Source organism: Paenibacillus sp. FSL M7-0896, from assembly GCF_037975415.1.
GTDB lineage: Bacteria > Bacillota > Bacilli > Paenibacillales > Paenibacillaceae > Paenibacillus_AQ > Paenibacillus_AQ silagei.
Genome location: NZ_CP150250.1, coordinates 6029902 through 6049649, shown reverse-complemented (window position 1 = coordinate 6049649; position 19748 = coordinate 6029902). Strand labels below are relative to the sequence as shown.

The following is a 19748-nucleotide window of genomic DNA, read 5'->3' as shown; positions in this document are numbered from 1 at the left end:
AATAACGCACAGCCAAGAGTACATGGGTATCCATGCACTCTTGGCTCCTGCATCGTATGACGGAAATTATGCTTACGTTCCTTGTGCATCAAAAATAACATTAAGCGTAGAAGCCGCACCCGGCGTGGCGGATTGATAGGAGAGGCGGGTGTATTTCAGGAACCGGGCAGGCACAATAACGTCTACAGAACCTGCTGGCAGCGGATTGTCTCCGGTCGTATCGACGAAATAGTTGGTTCCGTCTGCACTGATCTCGACCCGTGTATTCACCGGATTGGCTCCGGTATTCACAATGAAGTAGGAATAGGTGCCAAGGACACTGGTATTGTTGGCCGGCAGCGGTGTATAGGTATCCGAGGTTGCAATTGCCGTTGTAGGCAGCTCAATGAAGCTGCGCTGGGAAATAGACGTTACGCTGCTCAGCGTACCAGCAGTGATAGTTGCGCCAAGCACGCTAGTAATCGTACCAGCGAGGATGTTCGTTATTGTACCAGCAGATGATAGAGTACCGGCAGTGATAGTCGCACCAAGCACGCTAGTAATCGTACCGTCTAAGAGGTTGGTCACTGTACCAGCAGATGTTAAAGTACCAGCAGTGATAGTCGCACCAAGCACGCTAGTAATCGTACCAGCGAGGATGTTGGTTACTGTACCAGCAGATGATAGAGTACCAGCAGTGATCGTCGCACCAAGCACGCTAGTAATCGTACCGTCTAAGAGGTTGGTCACCGTACCAGCAGATGATAGAGTACCGGCGGTGATAGTCGCGCCAAGCACGCTAGTAATCGTACCGTCTAAGAGGTTGGTCACCGTACCAGCGGATGTTAAAGTACCAGCAGTGATAGTCGCACCAAGCACGCTAGTAATCGTACCGTCTAAGAGGTTGGTCACCGTACCAGCGGATGTTAATGTACCAGCAGTGATAGTCGCACCAAGCACGCTAGTAATCGTACCGTCTAAGAGGTTGGTCACCGTACCAGCGGATGTTAATGTACCAGCAGTGATAGTTGCACCAAGCACGCTAGTAATCGTACCAGCGAGGATGTTCGTTACTGTACCAGCAGATGATAGAGTACCAGCAGTGATAGTTGCGCCAAGCACGCTAGTAATCGTACCGTCTAAGAGGTTGGTCACTGTACCAGCAGATGTTAAAGTACCAGCAGTGATAGTCGCGCCAAGCACGCTAGTAATCGTACCGTCTAAGAGGTTGGTCACCGTACCAGCGGATGTTAATGTACCAGCAGTGATAGTCGCGCCAAGCACGCTAGTAATCGTACCGTCTAAGAGGTTGGTTACTGTACCAGCGGATGTTAATGTACCAGCAGTGATCGTCGCACCAAGCACGCTAGTAATCGTACCGCCGAGGATGTTGGTTACTGTACCAGCCGATGTTAATGTACCGGCAGTGATCGTTGCGCCAAGTATACTAGAGATGGTGCCGTTCAAAATGACAGTGGTCAGGTTCCCGCTGGTATCCGTAGTTAGCGGCCGGTCGATCAGGGTCGAGGGGTCCCGGCCAAAAATAAGTGTGCGCAAATTATCCGGATTGGCCTGAAATGAACTGAAATTTGGCAAATGGAGTCATCCTTTCTGTGGGCGATTTCTGCCGTCAGCCTGCTCATGAAAAGACCCAAACCGTCGTCTGGGTCCATAAGCATGTATAAGCTGCCGGGTTAATAGAGAGAAGCATGAGTTGGACAGGACCATTCGAATGGTGTGATATTAGGATATGGAGCTTTTAAGAGAGTGACTGGGTTAGCCCTGCAAAAATACGCAGCCGCCAAACAACCTGCCGGACAGCTTCGCATACTATGAAAATATGCTAGACCGACAGAAGGAGTGAGAATATGCCGAATGAGACTGTATTTAATCAGAATAGCCAGCCGCTGTATACCGAGCAGGTTAACACCTATATTGCACCCGGGATCGATACTCTGCCTGAAGCGGGAGCCGCGATGTCAGGTTTATTGTTTGGGATTCCTTTTGCCTCCACGGTGGGTACTTCAACCCCGCTTGTCATGCAGATAGCTAATCCCGGCGGCAGCGGACGTACCTTGTATATCTCCCGCATCATCGCAAGCACGGGAACAGCGTCGGTCACCTTAACCTTGCTGCGTAATGCAACGGTGAGTGGATCAACGGTCACTCCGGTCAACTATAATTTCGGGAGCTCGGTCACAAGCGTCGGCACTGCCCGGACCGCAACGGCTGCGCCTACAGGTTCTCCGGCAACATTAATGTCGATGCTGCTGGCCATAGGTCCGGTCATCCTTAATATGGACGGCAGGATGATCCTGCCTCCCGGCAACTCTCTTACGATATCGGTAACCATTGCGTCAGGGAGTACTGCGGCAACAGGCAACATCAGCTGGTGGGAATTTTAGAACGGAAGAGGAGGAGAAGAACCATGCCCAACAACTATGTAATCAATGACAATGACCAGCCGGTCTATGTGGAAATGACGAACACCTTCCGTGCCCCGGATATCAGTGCCCCGCCAGAGATCAGCGCTTCGCAGGCCGCCGTATTATTCTCGGCGAATGCCTCGAATTCAGCAACGATCGTGCTGTCGCTTCTCTCGGCTGTTATTTCAGTCCGCATCAGTAATCCTGCGGGCAGCGGCCGGACCTTGTATCTGTCCCGGATCAGCGGCAGTATCGGCGGCACCTCGGTGCTGACCTCGATCTCTGGCAGCTTTACCATTGTCAAAGGAGGCACAATTTCTTCGCCGTCCACGGTGACGCCGGTAAATAATAATCTGGCCAGCGCGGCAGCAAGCAGCATGAGCGTCCAGTCCTCCACCGCAGCTATTTCCGGGGGTACTGTGCTGGCGAATGTTCAGATTGCGCCGGGAGTGTTCAACCCGGCTTTTACCGGCAGCATTATCGTCCCTCCGAACAATGTCATCAGCATCAGCGTAAGCTCCTCAAGCGCGGCAGTCGGGACGATTATATCTGCATTAAGTCTGAACTGGTGGGAGAGATAGCAGGCTGGTGCTTAAGCGCCTCTATAGATGTTTCAAGCTAGACATTATCCTTCTATCTCACTGAAACACTACCGCCGCTAAAAGGACGCCGACACCGTGCCTACTTGACTTCAGGGTGGCAAAGGTTTATTTTTCTATAAATGGATGAATTAGAGGATTGGGGAGGAGGAAGCATGGAGACTTGTCTGTTTATACACGGCTTCACCGGAGGTGAATACGAGATTTCTCCGCTTGCACAGTTTCTGGAGCGCAGTGGCTATGTGTCCAGAATGTTTACCCTGCATGGACATGGAGGCGGCAGAAGGGAACTGCTTGATTCAAGCCGGAGGGACTGGCAGCTAAGCGCCGAGGAGGAGCTGAAGCAGCTATTCTCAAGCTCCGACAAAGTACATCTGATCGGCTTCTCTACCGGAGCGCTGATTGCATCGCGGCTATCCGTTCAGTATGCTTCCAGGATTCAGTCGCTCACCTTGTTGTCAACCCCGGTGTATCCGCTCAACCCGGCCGAGATTCTGCGCACACTGGTCCGCCCGGAGATGCTCCGGAATTATCTCAGCAAATGGGGTTCTACACCCATGAGAGCCACGCGGGAGTTCCAGCGGCTGGTGCGTGAGAGCTTCGAGGTCTATCCGCAGCTGAAGGTGCCGACCTTGATTGTACAGGGCAGGCGGGATCATCTGGTGAAATTCAAAAGTGCGGACTATCTCCGGCAGACGATTCCCTCGGAACGCAGACAGGTGCTGATTATGGAGCAAAGCGGACATATGGTCTGCCATAGCGCGGAGAGTCCCGCCATGATGGATGAAGTGCTCCGGTTTATCCGCCGCGCCGGCGATTCCGGGTAGACGAAGAACCCTTCCAGGGCTGGAAAGGGTTCTTCGGTCTGCCGCTGCTTCTATGATTATACGTTGACATTGAGGAGGGGGCGTGGTATTTTCAGCTTAAGGAAACCGGTTTCCTATTGAAAAGGATGATTACCGTCCTCCGCTATTCTACTATTCCGTTATTTCGCTAGTTATTCTGCAGCAGCCCCGCCGCTTCGCTTGGAAGATAACCGGGGAATCAACTCCGGCTCCAGCAGTTGTCCGCTCACAGCAGCTTCTTTGTTATCCAGCTTGTCCATTAATAATCGTCCTGCGGATGCGCCGAGCTGGAAGGTATCCATATCGAGTGAAGTCAGCGGAGGAGTGGTGTAGGGGGACAAGGGATATTCATCGAACGTGGCAATGCCCAGCTGTGAAGGAATGGAGATATTCAATTCCCGGGCCGCCTGCAGCACGCCGTAAGCAGAGAAGTTACTCATGCAGACGATGGAGCCGGGGGGATTCGCACTTTGCAGGAGCTGCTTGGCTGCCTGATAGCCATCCTCCTCCACCGCCCGGCCATTGATGATCCAGCCGCTCTGCACAGCCATTCCCGCCTCGCTGAGTGCCCGCTGATAGCCGGCTGCACGGCGCAGGAAGAGCGGCTCATCCTTCTCGCCGCCGATGAAGGCCACAGACCGGTAGCCCTGGTCCAGCAGATGCCGGGTCAGCATGAATCCGCCCAGCTCATTGTCGCAATCGACCCAGATTCCCGGAGCGTTGATCTCACCGATGGAGATATAGGGGAACTCAAGCCGGTTCAGCTCCGCGCACAGCTCAGGAGTCAGCACCGAGGTGTTGGCAATAATGCCGTCCACCCGCTTATTCAGCACCAGCCTCTGCAGGAAATGCCCCTCCGCATGGTCATGCTGAATATTGGCAATGGTCAGCTCATATTTCAGAGGACCAATGATGCTCTCCACCCCGCCGATAATGTTATAAAAGAACTGATTGAGAAACTCGCTTTCCTTGGACATATCAATGAGGATAGCTATCGTATTGCTGCTCTGTCTGGCAAGTCCGGTGGCGATGCTGCTTGGGGTATAGTTCATCTGCTTGATGATGTCCCGGACCCGGGCCTTCGTTTCCTCGGATATTTTGGGAGAGTCGTTCATGACCTTGGATACAGTGGATTTGGCGACACCCGCTGCCTGGGCGATATCCTTAATAGTAACTTTCATAGCTTTCCCTCCCGTCCTTACGGTATGGTACGCCCTAATGGCGAACCTTGTTCTACCTGTCATAATAACACAGTTGCTGAGACTGCTCTATGCGGCATAAAAGGAGACTATACAGTATGCTTACCCGGTTATTCGTATATCACACAGCGGAGGACCCTTTTGCCTTCCCGGCAGGCCCCCGCCTGCTTAAACTCAGACTATTCGTGCAGAGCGGACAGTCCTTGTCCTGCACGGTTATCCACGCTGACCGTTATGATTCACCCGGCCATGAGCTTCCGCAAGAGATGGAGCGGATCGGCTGTGCCGGAGCGTATGACATTCATGAAGCCCTTATTCCTGCCGAGACTGGCAAATGCCGGTATCTGTTCCACATCGGGAATCCCGCAGGTGAATACCTATGGTATGGGGAGCGGGGAAGCTCGGAGAACAGGGACCAGGCGGGTGCCTTTCAATATGCCTATATTCACCGCCCGCAGGCTATTGCGCTGCCTGCCTGGAGTTCAGACACGGTGGTCTATCAGATTTACCCCGAGAGCTACCATCAGGGGACGCTTCAAGGCATTACAGACAAGCTTACATACTTGCAAGAGCTTGGCGTGACTGCTATTTATATGACGCCAATCTTTGAATCGCCTTCCGGGCATAAGTATAATACTTCCGATTACTATAAGGTAGACCCTGGATTCGGGACGCTTGAGGATCTGAAGATGCTGGTCGGGACTGCCCACCGGCTGGGAATGAAGGTTCTGCTGGATGCGGTCTTTAATCATTCCGGCGATACCTTTTTTGCCTTCCGGGATGTGCTGGAGCATGGGGAGGCTTCGCGCTACAAGGACTGGTTCTATATCCATTCCTTCCCGGTCAGCGGGGCGCCGGCTCCCGGCTATGAGACCTTCGCCAAGGCGGAGGCGAGTATGCCGAAGCTCAATATGGATCATCCCGAGGTAGCGGATTACATGATGGACGTAGCCAGGTATTGGGTGCGGGAAGCGGGGATCGACGGCTGGAGGCTGGATGTGGCCAACGAGGTGACTCCGGCCTTCTGGACAAGACTGCGGCGGGAGCTGAAGGCGGAATTCCCGGACCTTCTGCTGATCGGCGAGATTATGCATGCTTCCGGGCCCTGGCTGCGGGGAGACCAGTTCGACGGCGGGATGAATTACCTGCTGCGGGATGCGGTGCTGGAGTTTTTTGCAGCGCAGTCTGCGGGGCCGTCGCGGTTCATGGAGCAGCTGCTGCACCAGGAGGCCTTGTACAATGATCAGGCCAATTCGGCGATGTTCCAGCTGCTGGGCAGCCACGATACGCTGCGTTTCCTGACCGCCTGCAAGGAGGGGGGCCGGGGCTGGGACCGGGAAGCTACGGCAATGAGCCGGATGCGGCTGGCTGTCTTTTTCCAGATGACTTATATTGGGCTGCCGATGATCTATTACGGGGATGAGGTTGGAATGGAAGGCGCTACAGACCCGCATTGCCGACGGCCGATGCTCTGGGAGGAGCAGGCTCAGCATACCGGACTGCTGGACTGGTACAAGCGGCTGATCTCGCTGAGAACAGAGCATGAGGTGCTGCGCCGTGGGGCCTTCCGCCCCTGGTTCACAGATGAGACGCGGGGGATCCTTGGCTATGTCCGGCGCAGCGGGCAGGATCGGATGGGGCTAATTATCAATAACTCCCCCAACCGCTACCATCTGGAGCTGCCCGCCTACCGTTCGGACACCAAAGTGCTGACTGATCTGTTAAGCGGACTCACCCTCCGCAGCTCAAGCAAGCTTCTTGTGGAGATCGAGCCATTTGGCTGTCTGATGCTGCACTAACCTGTAACCTCTGTCCACGGTAAAAGAGTAACGGACTCTGAGGGGCGCAGCAAGCGGGTGTTATTTCTTCTTTTTGTTTTGTCTCAGCAGCCGGAATTCCTTGTTCTCCCATTGCTTGAGCAGCGGATAAGGATCGAAGGCCCACTCCGTAATGCCGCGGTCACGGTAGATGCCATAATGCAGGTGGGGCGGGAACTTGCCCTGTGTGCCCGGGCTGCCATAGCCGGAGCTGCCGACCCAGCCGATGGTCTGTCCCGGAGTGACAATATCCCCTCGCAGCAGGGACTTCTCATACCCCATCAGGTGGGCATAATAATGGTAGCGGTTCTCGATATCGCGGATACCGATGCGCCATCCGCCGTAGCGGTTCCAGCCCTTGGTCTCGACAATGCCGAAGCAGGTGCTGCGCACCGTCAAGCCATGCGGCGCGAACAGATCCGTGCCTTCGTGAATGCGCGCGCCGCCCCAGCTCCGCCCGGTGCCCCAGGTGCTGCGGTAGGCATAATTGGTCCCGATCGGCAGCGGAAATGCACTGCCGGACAGGTCCAGCCGTCCGAAATGCTCATATAGCTTGGCGAACTGGGAGACGCGCTGGGCGGCCCGCCCGTTATGATAGTACTCCCAGATTCCGATATTGAAGTCCGTAGCGGAATCCCCGTACTTGAGCAGGTGGCGGGCCATGCTGTAGAGCACATCGGCATCGCTCTCGGGATCGGCGATGCCGTCTCCTGAGCCGTCCACCCCGAAGCCGCCGAAGAAGCGGATGGAGTCCGGTTGCTTATCGTCCTGATCCGGGTTCAGCGGGCCGGACCATACAGGCGCCGGAATCATAATTCCGGTAAGCCTTGGCTTGGCCGCTGCAGAAGTGCTATCTGCGGCGGCTGTTTTTTTGCTTTTCCTGGCGATGGAACGTTCATACTGATCGATGGCAGCGAAGCGGTACCAGGGAATGCCCGTTGCCGCGCCCATCTGCTCAAAGAGCTGCTTGCGGTCAGCGGCGGCAGTCTCTTTGCTGTCTGCGGGAGCAGGACTGCCCGAGCTCAGTTCGGGAATTGTATGATAACGGGCAGCTTGGGTACTTTCGGCAGGACTACCGCTCCAGAGCAGGGCGGCGGCAGACATACACATCAAGGTTCTGCGGGTGTAGGGGCTCTTTATTAAGGCCAGCATGATCTCATCCTCCTGCGTTTGGGCGCATGAATTGCATATAGGTTTGCGGAAGCGGCACTCGGGCCAGGTGCTTTTCTTTAGATTGAAGCAAAAGGACTTTTTTTATCCATGACTGCTCCAAGGTTCACAAAAACAGGCAAAGGACTACTTCACATGCTATAATATGAGGCAGCAACTTTTGACTGTGAAATAAATTGACATGACATTCAGATCGAAAGCGGGGTCTCATCACTTTGACTAATCGAACAGCCAAACAGCCCAAGCCAGACTGGATCAAAATCAAGTTAACCACCGGTGAGGAATATCAGGAAATCAAGGGTATGATGCGCTCGAAGACGTTACATACCGTATGCGAGGAAGCACGCTGCCCGAATATTTATGAATGCTGGGCTAACCGCACGGCGACCTTCATGATTCTGGGGGATATCTGTACGCGCGCTTGCCGCTTCTGTGCGGTGAATACAGGCCTGCCGACCGAGCTGGACCTGCTGGAGCCGGAACGAGTGGCAGAGGCTGCCGAAGGCATGCAGCTTAAGCATTGTGTGGTTACGAGCGTGGCCCGCGATGATCTGGAGGATGGGGGTGCGGCGATTTTTGCCGAGACCGTGTCTGCGATCCGTAAGCGCCTTCCTCTATGCAGCATTGAAGTGCTGATTCCTGATTTCCTGGGGGACCGCGCGAGCCTGGAGACCGTGATGAACAGCAATCCGGATATCCTGAATCACAATATCGAGACTGTGGAGCGGATGTCGGACCGTGTCCGGGCCAGAGCCAAGTACCGTCGTTCCCTGGAGCTGCTGCGCCGGGCCAAGGAGATGAAGCCGGAGATTCCGACCAAATCGAGCATTATGCTTGGCGTCGGTGAGGAGTGGGATGAGATTCTGCAGGCGATGGATGACCTTAGAGCCGTAGATTGTGATATATTGACATTAGGACAATATCTTCAGCCTTCGCCGAAGCATCTGAATGTGGAGAAATACTATCCGCCGGAGGAGTTCGCGGTGCTGAAGGAAGAGGGCCTGAAGCGCGGCTTCAGCCATGTGGAGGCCGGCCCGCTGGTGCGCAGCTCTTATCGTGCCCATGAGCAGGTAAAGTCTGCTGCCGTGGCCCGTGAGGCGCGTTCCGTTTCACAGGCATAGGTATTTAGCGGCAACGCTGTATACGGTAACACTGTATTTCGTAGAGCAATTGATCTTTTGTTAGAATTTGCTGTGCAAATTCCCCCGCATGACGAAGTCACAGAATGTTTTTTGTTTTAGGTTTTTGTTTTTGAAGGTTTTTGCTTTTAAGCTTTAAGGTTCAAGCTTTAAGGTTTAAAGGCTTAGGTTTTAAAAGGGGTTTGAAAGGCTGAAAGAACCAATGCCGCAATTGCGGCGAGGTTCTTGGGTGGCGGTTGCACCCCCTTCGCGTTGATGGAGTCATGGAGAGAGATTTTGAAATTGTAGGAGCGTCAGCGTCCGCCTTTGTGGTCTGATTTCACCGCCCAGCGGTTAAATGGAAGAAATCAGACCACAACAGCGGCCGGAAATTCAAAATCCCGCGGAATGACGGCTTATCAACGCCCCCCCATTTCTCATTTGAAAGGCAGGCGACACACGCTTGATCGTTATAGGTGGAAAAGGTTACGAGCTGATGCTCGATCATAAGGATGGGTGGAACCCTGAGGCTTTTCGCGGAAGATACAGCGAAGTGCTGGACCGGTACGATTATATCATCGGTGACTGGGGCTACAGCCAATTGCGCCTCAAAGGCTTTTACCGGGATAATCACCCTAAAGTGAACCGGGACACGGCCATCTCAGGTATGGTGGATTATATTAACGAATACTGTAACTTTGGTTGTGCGTACTTTGTGCTGCATAAGCTGAAGGAGTCCCCGCAGGAGGGAAGCTTCAAGGATATTCTGATCAAGGAAATCCCGGAGCCGGAACTAGACGAGGATCTGGAGCAGGATGCTGAACAGGTGGTAACGGTAAAAGAACACCGGGAGCCGCAGACAAAGGGTGCAGTCCGGGAGCATGTTACCAAAGACAGACCGGTGCGTGAACACCAGAGCCGCAATCACCGCAACAAAGAAGGCCAGGGCAAGAAGAACCATAAAGAGTTCCAGGGCAGAGGCCAGCAAGGCCAACCGAATAATGCCCGGCAGAACAGAGAACACAAAGACAACCATTCCAACCGGTCTAACAAGCAGGCGAATCAGAATAAGCAGGATAGACCGGAGAAGCAGGACAACCAGAGCAGACAGGATAGTAACCAGAACAAGCAGGATAACTAGAACGATAGCCAAGGGGACAGCATGTCCCCCCGGTTTCTCAATGTAACTCAAAAAGCCTCTTCAGCACATTAGCTGAAGGGGCTTTTTCTAATTCTATGGGCGGGCGAGAGGGCACGGGCCAAAGGTATGCGAAAAACCTCTGACGATTCTATTTCACAGCTAATTTCAGCTGTTTCAGTGAAGCATTGTAGCTCCATACGAGCGCAGGGAACTTTTTCTTGAAGGCATTCAGCTCGATGAAGGACTCTCCGTCCTGGAACAGCGCCTCCTTGGAGGCCAGGGTGAACCCGAATACGTTACCGGCGCCGGTGGTCAGCATTACCTTTTTATTCTTGGCATCCCAGGAGACCTCATTCTCCACTAGTGCGGCGAGGACACGGGAGGCAGCATACACCTTATCGCCCTGCTTGATCAGACCTACATTTCCGGCAAAAGCAGTGCCGTTGATATCCAGGATATGATGGTCACCAGACGCGACAATCTCTTTCATGCCGGCAATTTGCAGAGCGGTAATCAACTGGGCAGTTTTGCCCTTGACCTCGATATCAGGCGCAAGCCCGATATGGTTGAAGTCCTCCTTGTTCGGAGTCAGATACTTCATGGTGGTCAGCTTCAGCTCGCCGCCGCCGGACATGGGAATCAGGCTCTGAATCCGGGCCTTCCCGTATGAGCGTGTGCCTACAACTGTAGCCAGCTTGTTGTCACGAAGTGCACCGGTTAAGGCTTCGGAGGCGCTGGCCGTATATTCATTGGTCAATACGACCACAGGCACGCCGATCTTGCTGCCGTTCGTAATTGCGACCGGCTTCAGTGTACCGGTCTGATCGGAGGTGTACATCATAATGCCGGAATCCATGAACTTTGAGACGATATTCTGGGCGCTGTCCATATATCCGCCCGTATTATCTCGCAGATCAAGAACCAGCGATTTCATGCCGCCTGAACGCATTTTGTCCAGCGCTGCGGAGAATTCCTCATCGGCAGTCTGGGTGAAGCCGTTGATGGAGATATAAGCAATTTTAGAGTTAAGCATCTTGCTGGTCACGGAGCTTGTAGCAATTTCACTGCGGGTTACCGTATAGGATTTGTTAGCTCCGTTTCTCTGAATCAGCAGAGAGACCTTCGTGCCCGCTTTGCCGCTCAGCTCATCGCCGTTCGTATCAGCCACCCGCACCCCGTTGATCTTGAGAATGGAGTCGCCGCGCTTTAGCCCCGCGGCCTCGGCCGGTGAACCGCTCATGACCTCTTCAATATATAGCTCTTTGGCCGTATACATCAGCCGGACACCGATGCCGACATACTCCAGATCGACCTGATGACCGAAGTCAGCAGCCTCCTCCTTCGTGAAGTATTGGCTATAAGGATCTTCCAATGTGCCTACCATACCGTCAATTGCACCGCGGATAAGTGTATCCTGGTCCACACCCTCAACGTTGTAATACTCCAGATATTGCATAATTTCATTGATGATCTCCGTCTTCGAGGCTTGCGCAGCTTCTGTAGAGGCAGCAGCATCTGCCGCTGAAGCAGCAGGGGCCCAGGCGATGGATAGTGCCAGACAGCCGCTTAAGAGTGCGGTAACGATTTTGGCTGATTTCATGAGTTCATTACATCCTTTAGATGAATTTTTGAATTTAGGACTGCGCGTCGAAGCCGATATGATAAGTAGTGTCGATCGTCCAGGCACCGCTCTCCGGCTTCGAGAGCAGGAGGATCAGAGACTGGGTATAGGTCTCCTTCGATTCACCGTCCGTAATCACCACTTCCGTATAGACTGCGGCTTCATAGTCAGTGTAATAGAAGACATTGGAGGAAGACACTGCATAGCTCAGATCGTAGGTTTTGAAATAATCACGCAGCTCCTCTTTGTAAGAGTCATCCTCTTCCTTATCGTACGAGGTCATCACGGCAAGGACTGCATCTGCATTGCGGGCATTCATACCCTGGTAGTATTTGCTCAGCGTATCCTTAATCCCGGTCTGATCGCCCTGTGGAAGCACAGCGGGCTTCATGCCTTGTTCGCGCGTCAGCAGCACAGAGGATTCCTGCAGCTCCATTTCGGAGATCTTCCACGCGCCGTCTTGACGGATCAGTGTATATAAATATTCGTACTGCTCATCCGGAGTATAATAACCGCCGGTTCGTACTGCTTTTTCGACAGTATAGACTGTAGCTTCATTACCTGTAACACTGAGGACTTTAAGACTCTCAATCGTGTTCTTGATGTCATATAGCTCGAACTGGGAATTCATATTGCTTACAGCTTCTGGTTTGTCTGCCCCTGCATCGACAAGCGAATAGAAGCTGCTGGCCTTCTCTTCATTATAATATTGGTTAGCTAATTGAATGATAGCCTTGATCTCCTGCTCACTGGAGGCGGAGGACGGCGATACGGTGATCTTCACGCTGCGGCTGGCTGCATCCCAGACCGCTGTGCCCCCGGTGGCTTCGGCAATGAAGCGTAAGGGTATGTAAGTGGTCCCGGCGTTCGATACAGGAGCGACTGTAAGCTGCTTGACGGTTCCATTGACGCTGGCCCGCTTGCTGCCTACCTTAAGGCTGATATCCAGCCCTGTTCCGGTGCCGGTTACCGTACCCGTCTTGGAGTCCCACAGCACCTGCAGGCCAAGCTTCTCAAAAACAACGCGGAAAGGCACGAGCACCGTATTATTCTTCAGATACGGAGTCCCTGCTGTGAAGGCAAGATTGCTGCCGTTAATATACACCTTAATGGGTTTGTCTGCGGCAAAAGCGGGAACCGCCAGCACAAGGGCCAGCAGGCTGATGCCTAGCAGGGATACTAATTTCTTCAATAGATTCGCTCCTTCAAATAGAAAACTTTGTAAAATAGAACCATTATACCATTTGGAAATTCCGTCTGTCTATTTATTCTACGGGATACTGTTAGGCTCAGTAGAGTTCCCGTCAGCCGGCATGATAAAGCCGGAGATAGGGGGCATCTCCGGCTTTATCGGCAAATACTAACTAGACCAAGAAGGCCTCCCGGACACGGTTCCAGAACGGGAAAGGGCGGTAACGGGCGAAGCTGATTTTTTTGTCAGCGACCTGAGCACGTACCGAAATCAGATCATCCACCGGAATATTATTATGGTCAATGGTCAGCAGCAGGCGCTGATCCTTGCGCGAGAAGATATCGCAGTGATGATGCTTAGGCAGCATTAGCGGCGAGCCCATGGTGCGGAATACCCGGTTATTAATGGAGGCAATTTCAGCAATCTGCAGCGCCTCGATCGAGGGGTGTACCATAGCGCCTCCCAGACTTTTGTTATAAGCGGTACTGCCGGAAGGTGTGGATACACACAGGCCGTCCCCGCGGAACATCTCAAAGGTCACATCATTAATATCCACCTGGATCACAACCGTCCCGTCCACGCCCTTAAGGGTGAATTCGTTCAGGGCAATGTGCTTGCTGGAGCCGGATTTCTTATGTATTTCCAGTTCGAGCAGCGGATACTGTACGATACGGGGTTTATGCGGCCCAACCTCTCCGCACATGTAATCAATTAAGGACGGCAGCTCTTCGGCCTGCCAGTCCGCATAGAAGCCCAAATGGCCGGTATGCACGCCAACAAATGCGAGGTTCGGGATCTGATCGATAAACGTATGAAAAGCGTGCAGCATCGTGCCGTCACCGCCAATCGAGATCACGATTTCCGGTGACTTGGCATCCAGCTCCAGATTCCGGCCTTGCGCCAGCTTGTGAAATTGCTCCGCTAGTTGGATGGATAATTCATCTCCGCGGTCCAGAACATAATATCTCAAGGTGTACAGGCTCCTTTGTGTAATTCAGTCATACACCGATCATAATCAATCTTGACCCGGAACACAATATTAGCGCTGTGAAAAGCCGGAATCCGCTTCAGTGCTGCATCAGCAGAGCCGTGACATATCGAATTAGCTGCGGTGCGCATAAGATTGCCGCCACAGCTTCCCGAGCACAAAGACTACCAGAGACAGGGCCAGCATGACTGCGAGCAGAAGGCAGAGCAGGCTGATGCTGCTGATTAGAGCGGCTTCTGGAGCGGCCAGCCCGGAGGCGGCGGGTAGTATGGACCACTGACCAGCCAGTCCCGAGCTGACTACCGGCTTCCAGAGCAGGAGAAGCAGAACCGCTGAGAGGAGGGCATGCACCAGGCGGGCGGCCATGAACGGGAGATAGCGCAGTCCGGTACCGTTCAGGATACTGGCGACCTGTGCATGAACCGACAAGCCGCCCCAGGAGAGGATGAACGCTGCCGCCGCAGCCTTGAATTGCAGCGGCACGCCTCCGGCAGCTTCACCAGCCGACCGGGCGCCGAGCGTCACCTCGAATAAGCCGCTGACCAAGGCGGCTGAGAGCTCAGGCGGGAAGCCGGCGAGCGACAGCAGTCGTCCGGTCATGCTGAACAGGGCGGACATTACGCCGGCACGCGCGAGCAGCTCCATCAGCACATTGAAGAAGACAACCAGGCCGCCGACAACAATAATAAGCTGGAGTGAGGAGGTAATGGCACTCTTCAGCAGCTCGCCGAGACTTCTGCCGTCTACCCGGCGCGCATTTTCCATCGCGTTCAGGGCAGTCCGCAGCCTGCCGGGGCCTTGTCCTTCCGGAGATGCAGAAGAGCTGCCTGAATGGGGGAGGGCGGTGTTCACAGCTGCTGCTTCCGGCCTGCCCCGGCCATGGAAGGACATCAGCAGACCTACGATGAGCCCTCCTCCGTAATGGGCAAGGGCAAGCACAAGCCCCAGAGAGGCATCGTGAAAGAATCCGACAGAGACCGCACCCAGCAGGAAAATCGGGTCCGAGGAGGTCGTGAAGGCGACGAGCCGCTCGCCTTCGATTCTGCTGATCATTCCCTGCTCGCGCAGCTTGGCGGTTAATTTCGCGCCGACAGGGTATCCTGATACATATCCCATTGCTAGGGCAAAGCCGCCGCTGCCGGGTATATTGAAGAGCGGGCGCATCAGCGGATCAAGCAGAGCGCCGAAGAGATGGACGATGCCGAAGCCTAGCATAATTTCAGAGATGACGAAGAACGGGAACAGCGAGGGAAACAGCACATCCCACCAGACGGCGAGCCCGCGCAGCGCCGCATCCAGGGAGCTGGCGGGATGGACCAGCATCAGCAGCATACAGCCCGCCAGCACGATCCCGAGCAGCGGGCTTGCGATTTTGTTCAGAGTCATCGGTTTCTCGCCTCCAGTTCTATGCTTAGTTGTATGCCGAAAGCTGGACAAACAGCACAAAAAAAACGAGGAAAACGGTTACATTTACCGGTGCTTTTTCATTGAAATTATGGTATTATAAACTTAATTAATGCACATCTTGTTGAGATAGATTTTCAGGGATGGAGTGATGGTGATGAGTGTAGTTGCCGGAGTGCTCGTTTGTGCTTTTGTATATGTGATCCGGGTCTCCCTTGTCCCGCCTGGTGATGAAGATTTTAGAACATACTGATTAGCTTACGAGCGCTGAACTCCGGTTTGGCGCCTTTTTTTGTTCAAATTTTTATTTTTATAGGCTTAGCGGGCATGTCTTAAGGCAGGGATAACTGTGCAGCCTGTTTTTTGGTATAATGATAAGCAACTGCTTATCAGATTAATATGGAAGAAGGCGAAACCTCCAAATGAATCCGAAAGAGAGCCTGTATGACAGCCTGGGAGGCGCTGAGGGAATTCACCGTCTGGTGACTGTGTTCTATGCCAAGGTGCAGCTTCACCCGCAGCTCAGCCCGTTATTCCCTGAAGATATTACTCCGGTGCTGGAGAAGCAATATCAGTTCTTGAGCCAATTCTTTGGAGGCCCTGCCCTGTTCTCCGAGCAGCACGGCCATCCCATGATGAGAGCCAGACATATGCATGTCCCCATCACTCCTGCTCTGGCGGAGGATTGGCTCGCCTGCATGAAGGCGGCGCTGGAGGAGATTGGTGTGGAGGAGTCCCTGCGTACGTTTGTCCTGAGCCGGCTGGCGGGTCCCGCCCATCATTTTGTCAATATGCCCCATGAATAAAGTGTAGTTGTGAAAGGATGAGGGCACCCGTGCCGGAATTAATACCGCTTTACTCGATCAAGGTTACCTGCTGTAACTGTGAACATGAATTTTCAACCTCAAGAGTACGTCCCAGCCTTAAGAAGGCCATCCGCCGCGATGCGGACTTCTGCTCCTATTACAAGGCGGAGAATCCCGATTATTATGTGGTTCGGGTCTGTCCAAAGTGCGGCTTTGCCTCCACGGAGAATTCTGCAGACAAGCTGGCTGACTGGCAGCGCAAGTCCTTCGATGCACAAGTAGGAAGACGGTGGCAAGCCCGCGACTTCGGAGAGAAGCGTAGCTGGGAGGAGGCGCTGGAGACGTACAAGCTGGCGCTGATCTGCGCGCAGAGCATTAAGGACAAGGAACGTATTATAGCCAGCCTGCTTCACCATATTGCCTGGCTGTACCGTTATCAAGGGGATTCGGTGCAGGAGCAGCGTTTCCTGGCCTATTCGCTGGATGAGTATGTGAAGGTGTTCGAGAATGATTCATCCGGTGGTAATGATGCGCGGCTGATGTATCTGATTGGTGAGTTGAACCGCCGGATCGGGGAGTTCGCCGCTGCTGTGCGGTGGTTCTCAAGGGTCATTAATGACCAGCGGATTACGGACGCGGCCATGATCCGGGCTTCGCGCGAGCAATGGGCCATTCTGCGTGAGCAGATGCGCGGGCTGGACGTTGATCCGGACGGGCTTCCCGCAGGTACATAGAAGGCGGAGTGAGGGTGTTAGAGTGTCTATCCGGTATACCGGAACGCAAAAAGGCGTAGAAGGGATGCCTCTTCTACGCCTCTGCCCGCTTAAACGGGGCGAACTGCCGGACAACCGCGTTTAGCGGACCGCCCGGTCAAACAACAGGTAGTCATTGTCATTATCAATGACGGTGGGACTTGCACTGCAGCAGGGAAAGACCAGCAGCTTTTTTTTGCCGTCACGCACGTGCTGCAGCTCCCGCGGCTTCATCGGCAGAAGCACATTCTCATGGTCGCAGAAGGGGCAGTATTGCACGTACATGTCGCCAAGAATAATGTCATAAGGCCAGGTATGGCTGAAGGGGATCATTGCTTGTCCTTCTCGTCAGAGGGAGCAGGCACGCTGCCTTCGGGGGTCTCGCTAGCAGCTTTCTTGGATAATTCAGCGATCTTTTGCAGCAGGATATGTTGGGGCATATGCATCAGGTGTTCCAGCGGAACGCCGAGTTGTTTCGATAAGGTGATGGCCGTCTCCGGCGATATTTGCAGTGGCTTCATCAGGATGCCCTCCTTACAATTAGTGGAGTATCATGATTCACTTTACCATGGCTGTACCGCAAATACAAAGAAAACTACTCTATAACGAAGGAATGGTGAGTATATATGAAACAACCGTTATCACTGACATGGGAGCTGGAATCGATTTTTCCGGGAGGCTCGGCCTCCCCGCAGTTTGAGAGCTTCCTGAGCCAGCTCGAATCCGATATTGAGCGCCTGCGCGCACAGGTGGCTGCCGCTGCCGCACCGGCTGATGCGGCTTCAACGAAGGGACTGGACCCGGTCATTGAGCTGCTGCAGAGCTGTGCCGGACGCCTTACACAGGCCTCGGAATTCGCCGGTTGTCTGGGTGCACAGAATCAGCTCGACAAAGGGGCGGTGAGACTGTCCTCCAAGGTAACGGGGCTGCGCGCCGGTTATGAGGGCATCAGCTCTGCTTTCGATAACGTGCTCCGGCAGACCTCTGACGCGGTATGGGCCGAGTGGATGGCCCGGCCGGAAATTGCCCCGCTGAACTTCGTGCTCAGTGAGAGCCGGAATCTGGCCCGTGAGAAGATGAGCCCGGAGCTGGAGAGCTTGGCACTTGAGCTTGCCGTTGACGGCTATCATGGCTGGAGCGAGCATTATGAGACGATTGTCGGACAGATCCAGATTCCTTATGAAGAAGACGGGGAAGAGAAGCTGCTCTCTGCCGGGCAAGCCTTCAACAAGCTGGCGGATGAGAATCCTGAGGTCCGCAGTACGATGTTCCGTAAATGGGAAGAAGCCTGGGGCGGCGCGGCCGACTATTGTGCAGATACCTTGAATCATCTGGCAGGCTTCCGCCTGAAGCTGTACAAGGGCCGCGGCTGGGAGGATGTGCTGAAGGAGCCACTGGGCATCAACCGTATGTCCCGTGAGACCCTGGATGTCATGTGGGATGTAATCACGAAGAGTAAGCCTGCCCTGGTATCTTATCTGAAGCGCAAGGCGGAGATTCTGGGTCTGGAGTCACTCGCCTGGGTCGATGTGGATGCGCCAGTCGGCAAGTCCTCCGGCAAAATTCCCTATGAACAGGCAGCCGCCGACATCGTGACCCAGTTCCGCAAATTCAGTCCGAAGCTGGCGGATTTCGCCGAACGCGCCTTCGACAAGGATTGGATCGAGGTCGAAGACCGGGCCGCGAAGCGTCCGGGGGGCTTCTGCGTCTCCTTCCCGGAGAGCAAGGAATCCCGCATCTTCATGACCTACAGCGGTACGCCGTCCAATGTATCCACACTTGCGCATGAGCTGGGCCATGCCTATCATTCCTTCCTGCTGGAGGACCAGCCGCTGTTCAACCAGAACTATGCGATGAACGTGGCGGAGACGGCTTCCACCTTCGCGGAGGTCATTGTGTCGGATGCGCAGGTGAAATCTGCGACGGACAGTGAGGAGAAGCTGGCGCTGCTTGAAGCGAAGATCCAGAACAGTGTGGCGTTCTTCATGAATATCCATGCCCGCTTCCTGTTCGAGACCCGCTTCTATGAGAAGCGCAAGGCAGGTCTGGTAAGCAGTGAGGAATTGTCCGCGCTGATGGAGGAAGCCCAGAAGGAAGCCTTCTGCGGGGTTCTTTCCGAATATCATCCTCATTTCTGGGCGTCCAAGCTTCATTTCTATATCACAGATGTGCCGTTCTACAACTTCCCGTATACGGTAGGGTATATGTTCAGCACCGGTCTATACCGGCTCGCGCTTGAGGAAGGGGCTTCCTTTGCCGGTAAATATGACAGCCTGCTGCAGGATACCGGAGTGATGACGCTGGAGGATCTGGTGTCGAAGCATCTGGGCGTTGATCTGTCCAAACCGGATTTCTGGCAGGGGGCTGCAGATTTAATCGTTGCCGATATTAATGAATTCCTGGAAATGACGGAACAACGCGGCTAAGAATTTGTCGAAAATGAGACGAATTGCTTTTTTACAGTAAAATGATGGCGGTTGAATATGGTGTGAATGTGCAAAGACCCCGGTTTAGGGGTCTTTTTATGCTGTTTATTTGTCGATAAATGGCGACAAAAGTTTGTATATTGCTATTAATACTAAATAATTTGCGCATTTATAGGGATTATAACCCAATTATGTTGAATAATGTTGTGCGTGTTTAATTAGTACCCTATAATGAGCCTAAAGCCTTATATAAGCGCTGCTAGAC

The 19748-nt window shown here is 53.7% G+C and carries 19 protein-coding genes; 10 read left to right on the top strand and 9 right to left on the bottom strand.

What is annotated here, in order from left to right:
* Nucleotides 1-72 precede the first annotated feature (72 nt).
* Entirely contained in the window at nucleotides 73-891 is an 819-nt protein-coding gene (locus MKY12_RS26050) for a DUF6385 domain-containing protein (protein ID WP_339311491.1), read from the bottom strand.
* A gap of 475 nt (nucleotides 892-1366) precedes the next feature.
* On the opposite strand from MKY12_RS26050, the gene MKY12_RS26045 reads away from it, so the two are divergent.
* From MKY12_RS26045 to MKY12_RS26030, 4 genes are all read left to right on the top strand, one after another.
* Complete coding sequence (locus MKY12_RS26045; protein WP_339311490.1) at nucleotides 1367-1555, top strand: hypothetical protein; 189 nt, start codon at nucleotides 1367-1369, stop codon at nucleotides 1553-1555.
* A 292-nt stretch (nucleotides 1556-1847) separates the two neighbouring features.
* Nucleotides 1848-2384: a hypothetical protein gene (locus MKY12_RS26040; RefSeq protein ID WP_339250980.1), complete on the top strand. Its 537-nt coding sequence runs from the start codon at nucleotides 1848-1850 to the stop codon at nucleotides 2382-2384.
* A 23-nt stretch (nucleotides 2385-2407) separates the two neighbouring features.
* Nucleotides 2408-2986, top strand: a complete 579-nt coding sequence (locus MKY12_RS26035) for a hypothetical protein (RefSeq protein ID WP_339311488.1) — start codon at nucleotides 2408-2410, stop codon at nucleotides 2984-2986.
* 173 nt (nucleotides 2987-3159) lie between these two features.
* Nucleotides 3160-3831 carry an alpha/beta fold hydrolase gene (locus MKY12_RS26030; RefSeq protein WP_339311486.1) on the top strand — a complete coding sequence of 224 codons (672 nt, stop codon included), beginning with the start codon at nucleotides 3160-3162 and terminating at the stop codon, nucleotides 3829-3831.
* Nucleotides 3832-4001: 170 nt separating this feature from the next.
* On the opposite strand, the gene MKY12_RS26025 is transcribed toward MKY12_RS26030, so the two are convergent.
* Nucleotides 4002-5030: a LacI family DNA-binding transcriptional regulator gene (locus MKY12_RS26025; RefSeq protein WP_339311484.1), complete on the bottom strand. Its 1029-nt coding sequence runs from the start codon at nucleotides 5028-5030 to the stop codon at nucleotides 4002-4004.
* A gap of 116 nt (nucleotides 5031-5146) precedes the next feature.
* Here MKY12_RS26025 and MKY12_RS26020 point away from each other — a divergent pair, with 116 nt between their 5' ends.
* The gene (locus tag MKY12_RS26020) at nucleotides 5147-6847 is read left to right on the top strand and encodes an alpha amylase N-terminal ig-like domain-containing protein (RefSeq protein ID WP_339311482.1); all 1701 of its coding nucleotides are present in this window, start codon (nucleotides 5147-5149) and stop codon (nucleotides 6845-6847) included.
* Nucleotides 6848-6907: 60 nt separating this feature from the next.
* Here MKY12_RS26020 and MKY12_RS26015 read toward each other — a convergent pair whose 3' ends face one another.
* Nucleotides 6908-8017 (bottom strand): M23 family metallopeptidase, encoded by a 1110-nt coding sequence (locus MKY12_RS26015; RefSeq protein WP_036724874.1) that lies wholly within the window; start codon nucleotides 8015-8017, stop codon nucleotides 6908-6910.
* Nucleotides 8018-8250: 233 nt separating this feature from the next.
* Between MKY12_RS26015 and lipA the strand changes: the two genes are divergently transcribed.
* Together lipA and MKY12_RS26005 are read left to right on the top strand one after the other, a co-directional pair.
* Nucleotides 8251-9156, top strand: coding sequence for a lipoyl synthase (gene lipA, locus MKY12_RS26010; RefSeq protein ID WP_339311479.1), 906 nt, complete (start codon nucleotides 8251-8253; stop codon nucleotides 9154-9156).
* A gap of 460 nt (nucleotides 9157-9616) precedes the next feature.
* Nucleotides 9617-10294: a YutD family protein gene (locus tag MKY12_RS26005; protein ID WP_209875870.1), complete on the top strand. Its 678-nt coding sequence runs from the start codon at nucleotides 9617-9619 to the stop codon at nucleotides 10292-10294.
* Nucleotides 10295-10442: 148 nt separating this feature from the next.
* Here MKY12_RS26005 and MKY12_RS26000 read toward each other — a convergent pair whose 3' ends face one another.
* The 4 genes from MKY12_RS26000 to ylbJ form a co-directional block, all read right to left on the bottom strand.
* Entirely contained in the window at nucleotides 10443-11894 is a 1452-nt protein-coding gene (locus tag MKY12_RS26000) for a S41 family peptidase (RefSeq protein WP_036722086.1), read from the bottom strand.
* 34 nt (nucleotides 11895-11928) lie between these two features.
* Nucleotides 11929-13107, bottom strand: coding sequence for a stalk domain-containing protein (locus MKY12_RS25995; RefSeq protein ID WP_339311477.1), 1179 nt, complete (start codon nucleotides 13105-13107; stop codon nucleotides 11929-11931).
* Nucleotides 13108-13279: 172 nt separating this feature from the next.
* A complete protein-coding gene (locus MKY12_RS25990; RefSeq protein WP_036722084.1) occupies nucleotides 13280-14077 on the bottom strand; it encodes an NAD kinase in 798 nt (265 codons plus the stop codon).
* A gap of 132 nt (nucleotides 14078-14209) precedes the next feature.
* Complete coding sequence (ylbJ, locus tag MKY12_RS25985; protein ID WP_339311475.1) at nucleotides 14210-15481, bottom strand: sporulation integral membrane protein YlbJ; 1272 nt, start codon at nucleotides 15479-15481, stop codon at nucleotides 14210-14212.
* Between the two features lie 440 nt (nucleotides 15482-15921).
* Here ylbJ and MKY12_RS25980 point away from each other — a divergent pair, with 440 nt between their 5' ends.
* Together MKY12_RS25980 and MKY12_RS25975 are read left to right on the top strand one after the other, a co-directional pair.
* Nucleotides 15922-16305: a globin gene (locus MKY12_RS25980; RefSeq protein ID WP_036722077.1), complete on the top strand. Its 384-nt coding sequence runs from the start codon at nucleotides 15922-15924 to the stop codon at nucleotides 16303-16305.
* Between the two features lie 29 nt (nucleotides 16306-16334).
* Nucleotides 16335-17039 carry a DUF2225 domain-containing protein gene (locus MKY12_RS25975; protein WP_235191738.1) on the top strand — a complete coding sequence of 235 codons (705 nt, stop codon included), beginning with the start codon at nucleotides 16335-16337 and terminating at the stop codon, nucleotides 17037-17039.
* 120 nt (nucleotides 17040-17159) lie between these two features.
* Here the strand turns inward: MKY12_RS25975 and MKY12_RS25970 are convergent, their stop codons facing one another.
* Together MKY12_RS25970 and MKY12_RS25965 are read right to left on the bottom strand one after the other, a co-directional pair.
* Nucleotides 17160-17390: a hypothetical protein gene (locus tag MKY12_RS25970; protein ID WP_036722073.1), complete on the bottom strand. Its 231-nt coding sequence runs from the start codon at nucleotides 17388-17390 to the stop codon at nucleotides 17160-17162.
* Entirely contained in the window at nucleotides 17387-17578 is a 192-nt protein-coding gene (locus tag MKY12_RS25965; protein ID WP_036722071.1) for a YycC family protein, read from the bottom strand. The genes MKY12_RS25970 and MKY12_RS25965 overlap by 4 nt, the downstream gene beginning before the upstream one ends.
* 105 nt (nucleotides 17579-17683) lie before the next feature.
* On the opposite strand from MKY12_RS25965, the gene MKY12_RS25960 reads away from it, so the two are divergent.
* Nucleotides 17684-19483: a M3 family oligoendopeptidase gene (locus MKY12_RS25960; protein WP_339311473.1), complete on the top strand. Its 1800-nt coding sequence runs from the start codon at nucleotides 17684-17686 to the stop codon at nucleotides 19481-19483.
* Nucleotides 19484-19748 lie beyond the last annotated feature (265 nt).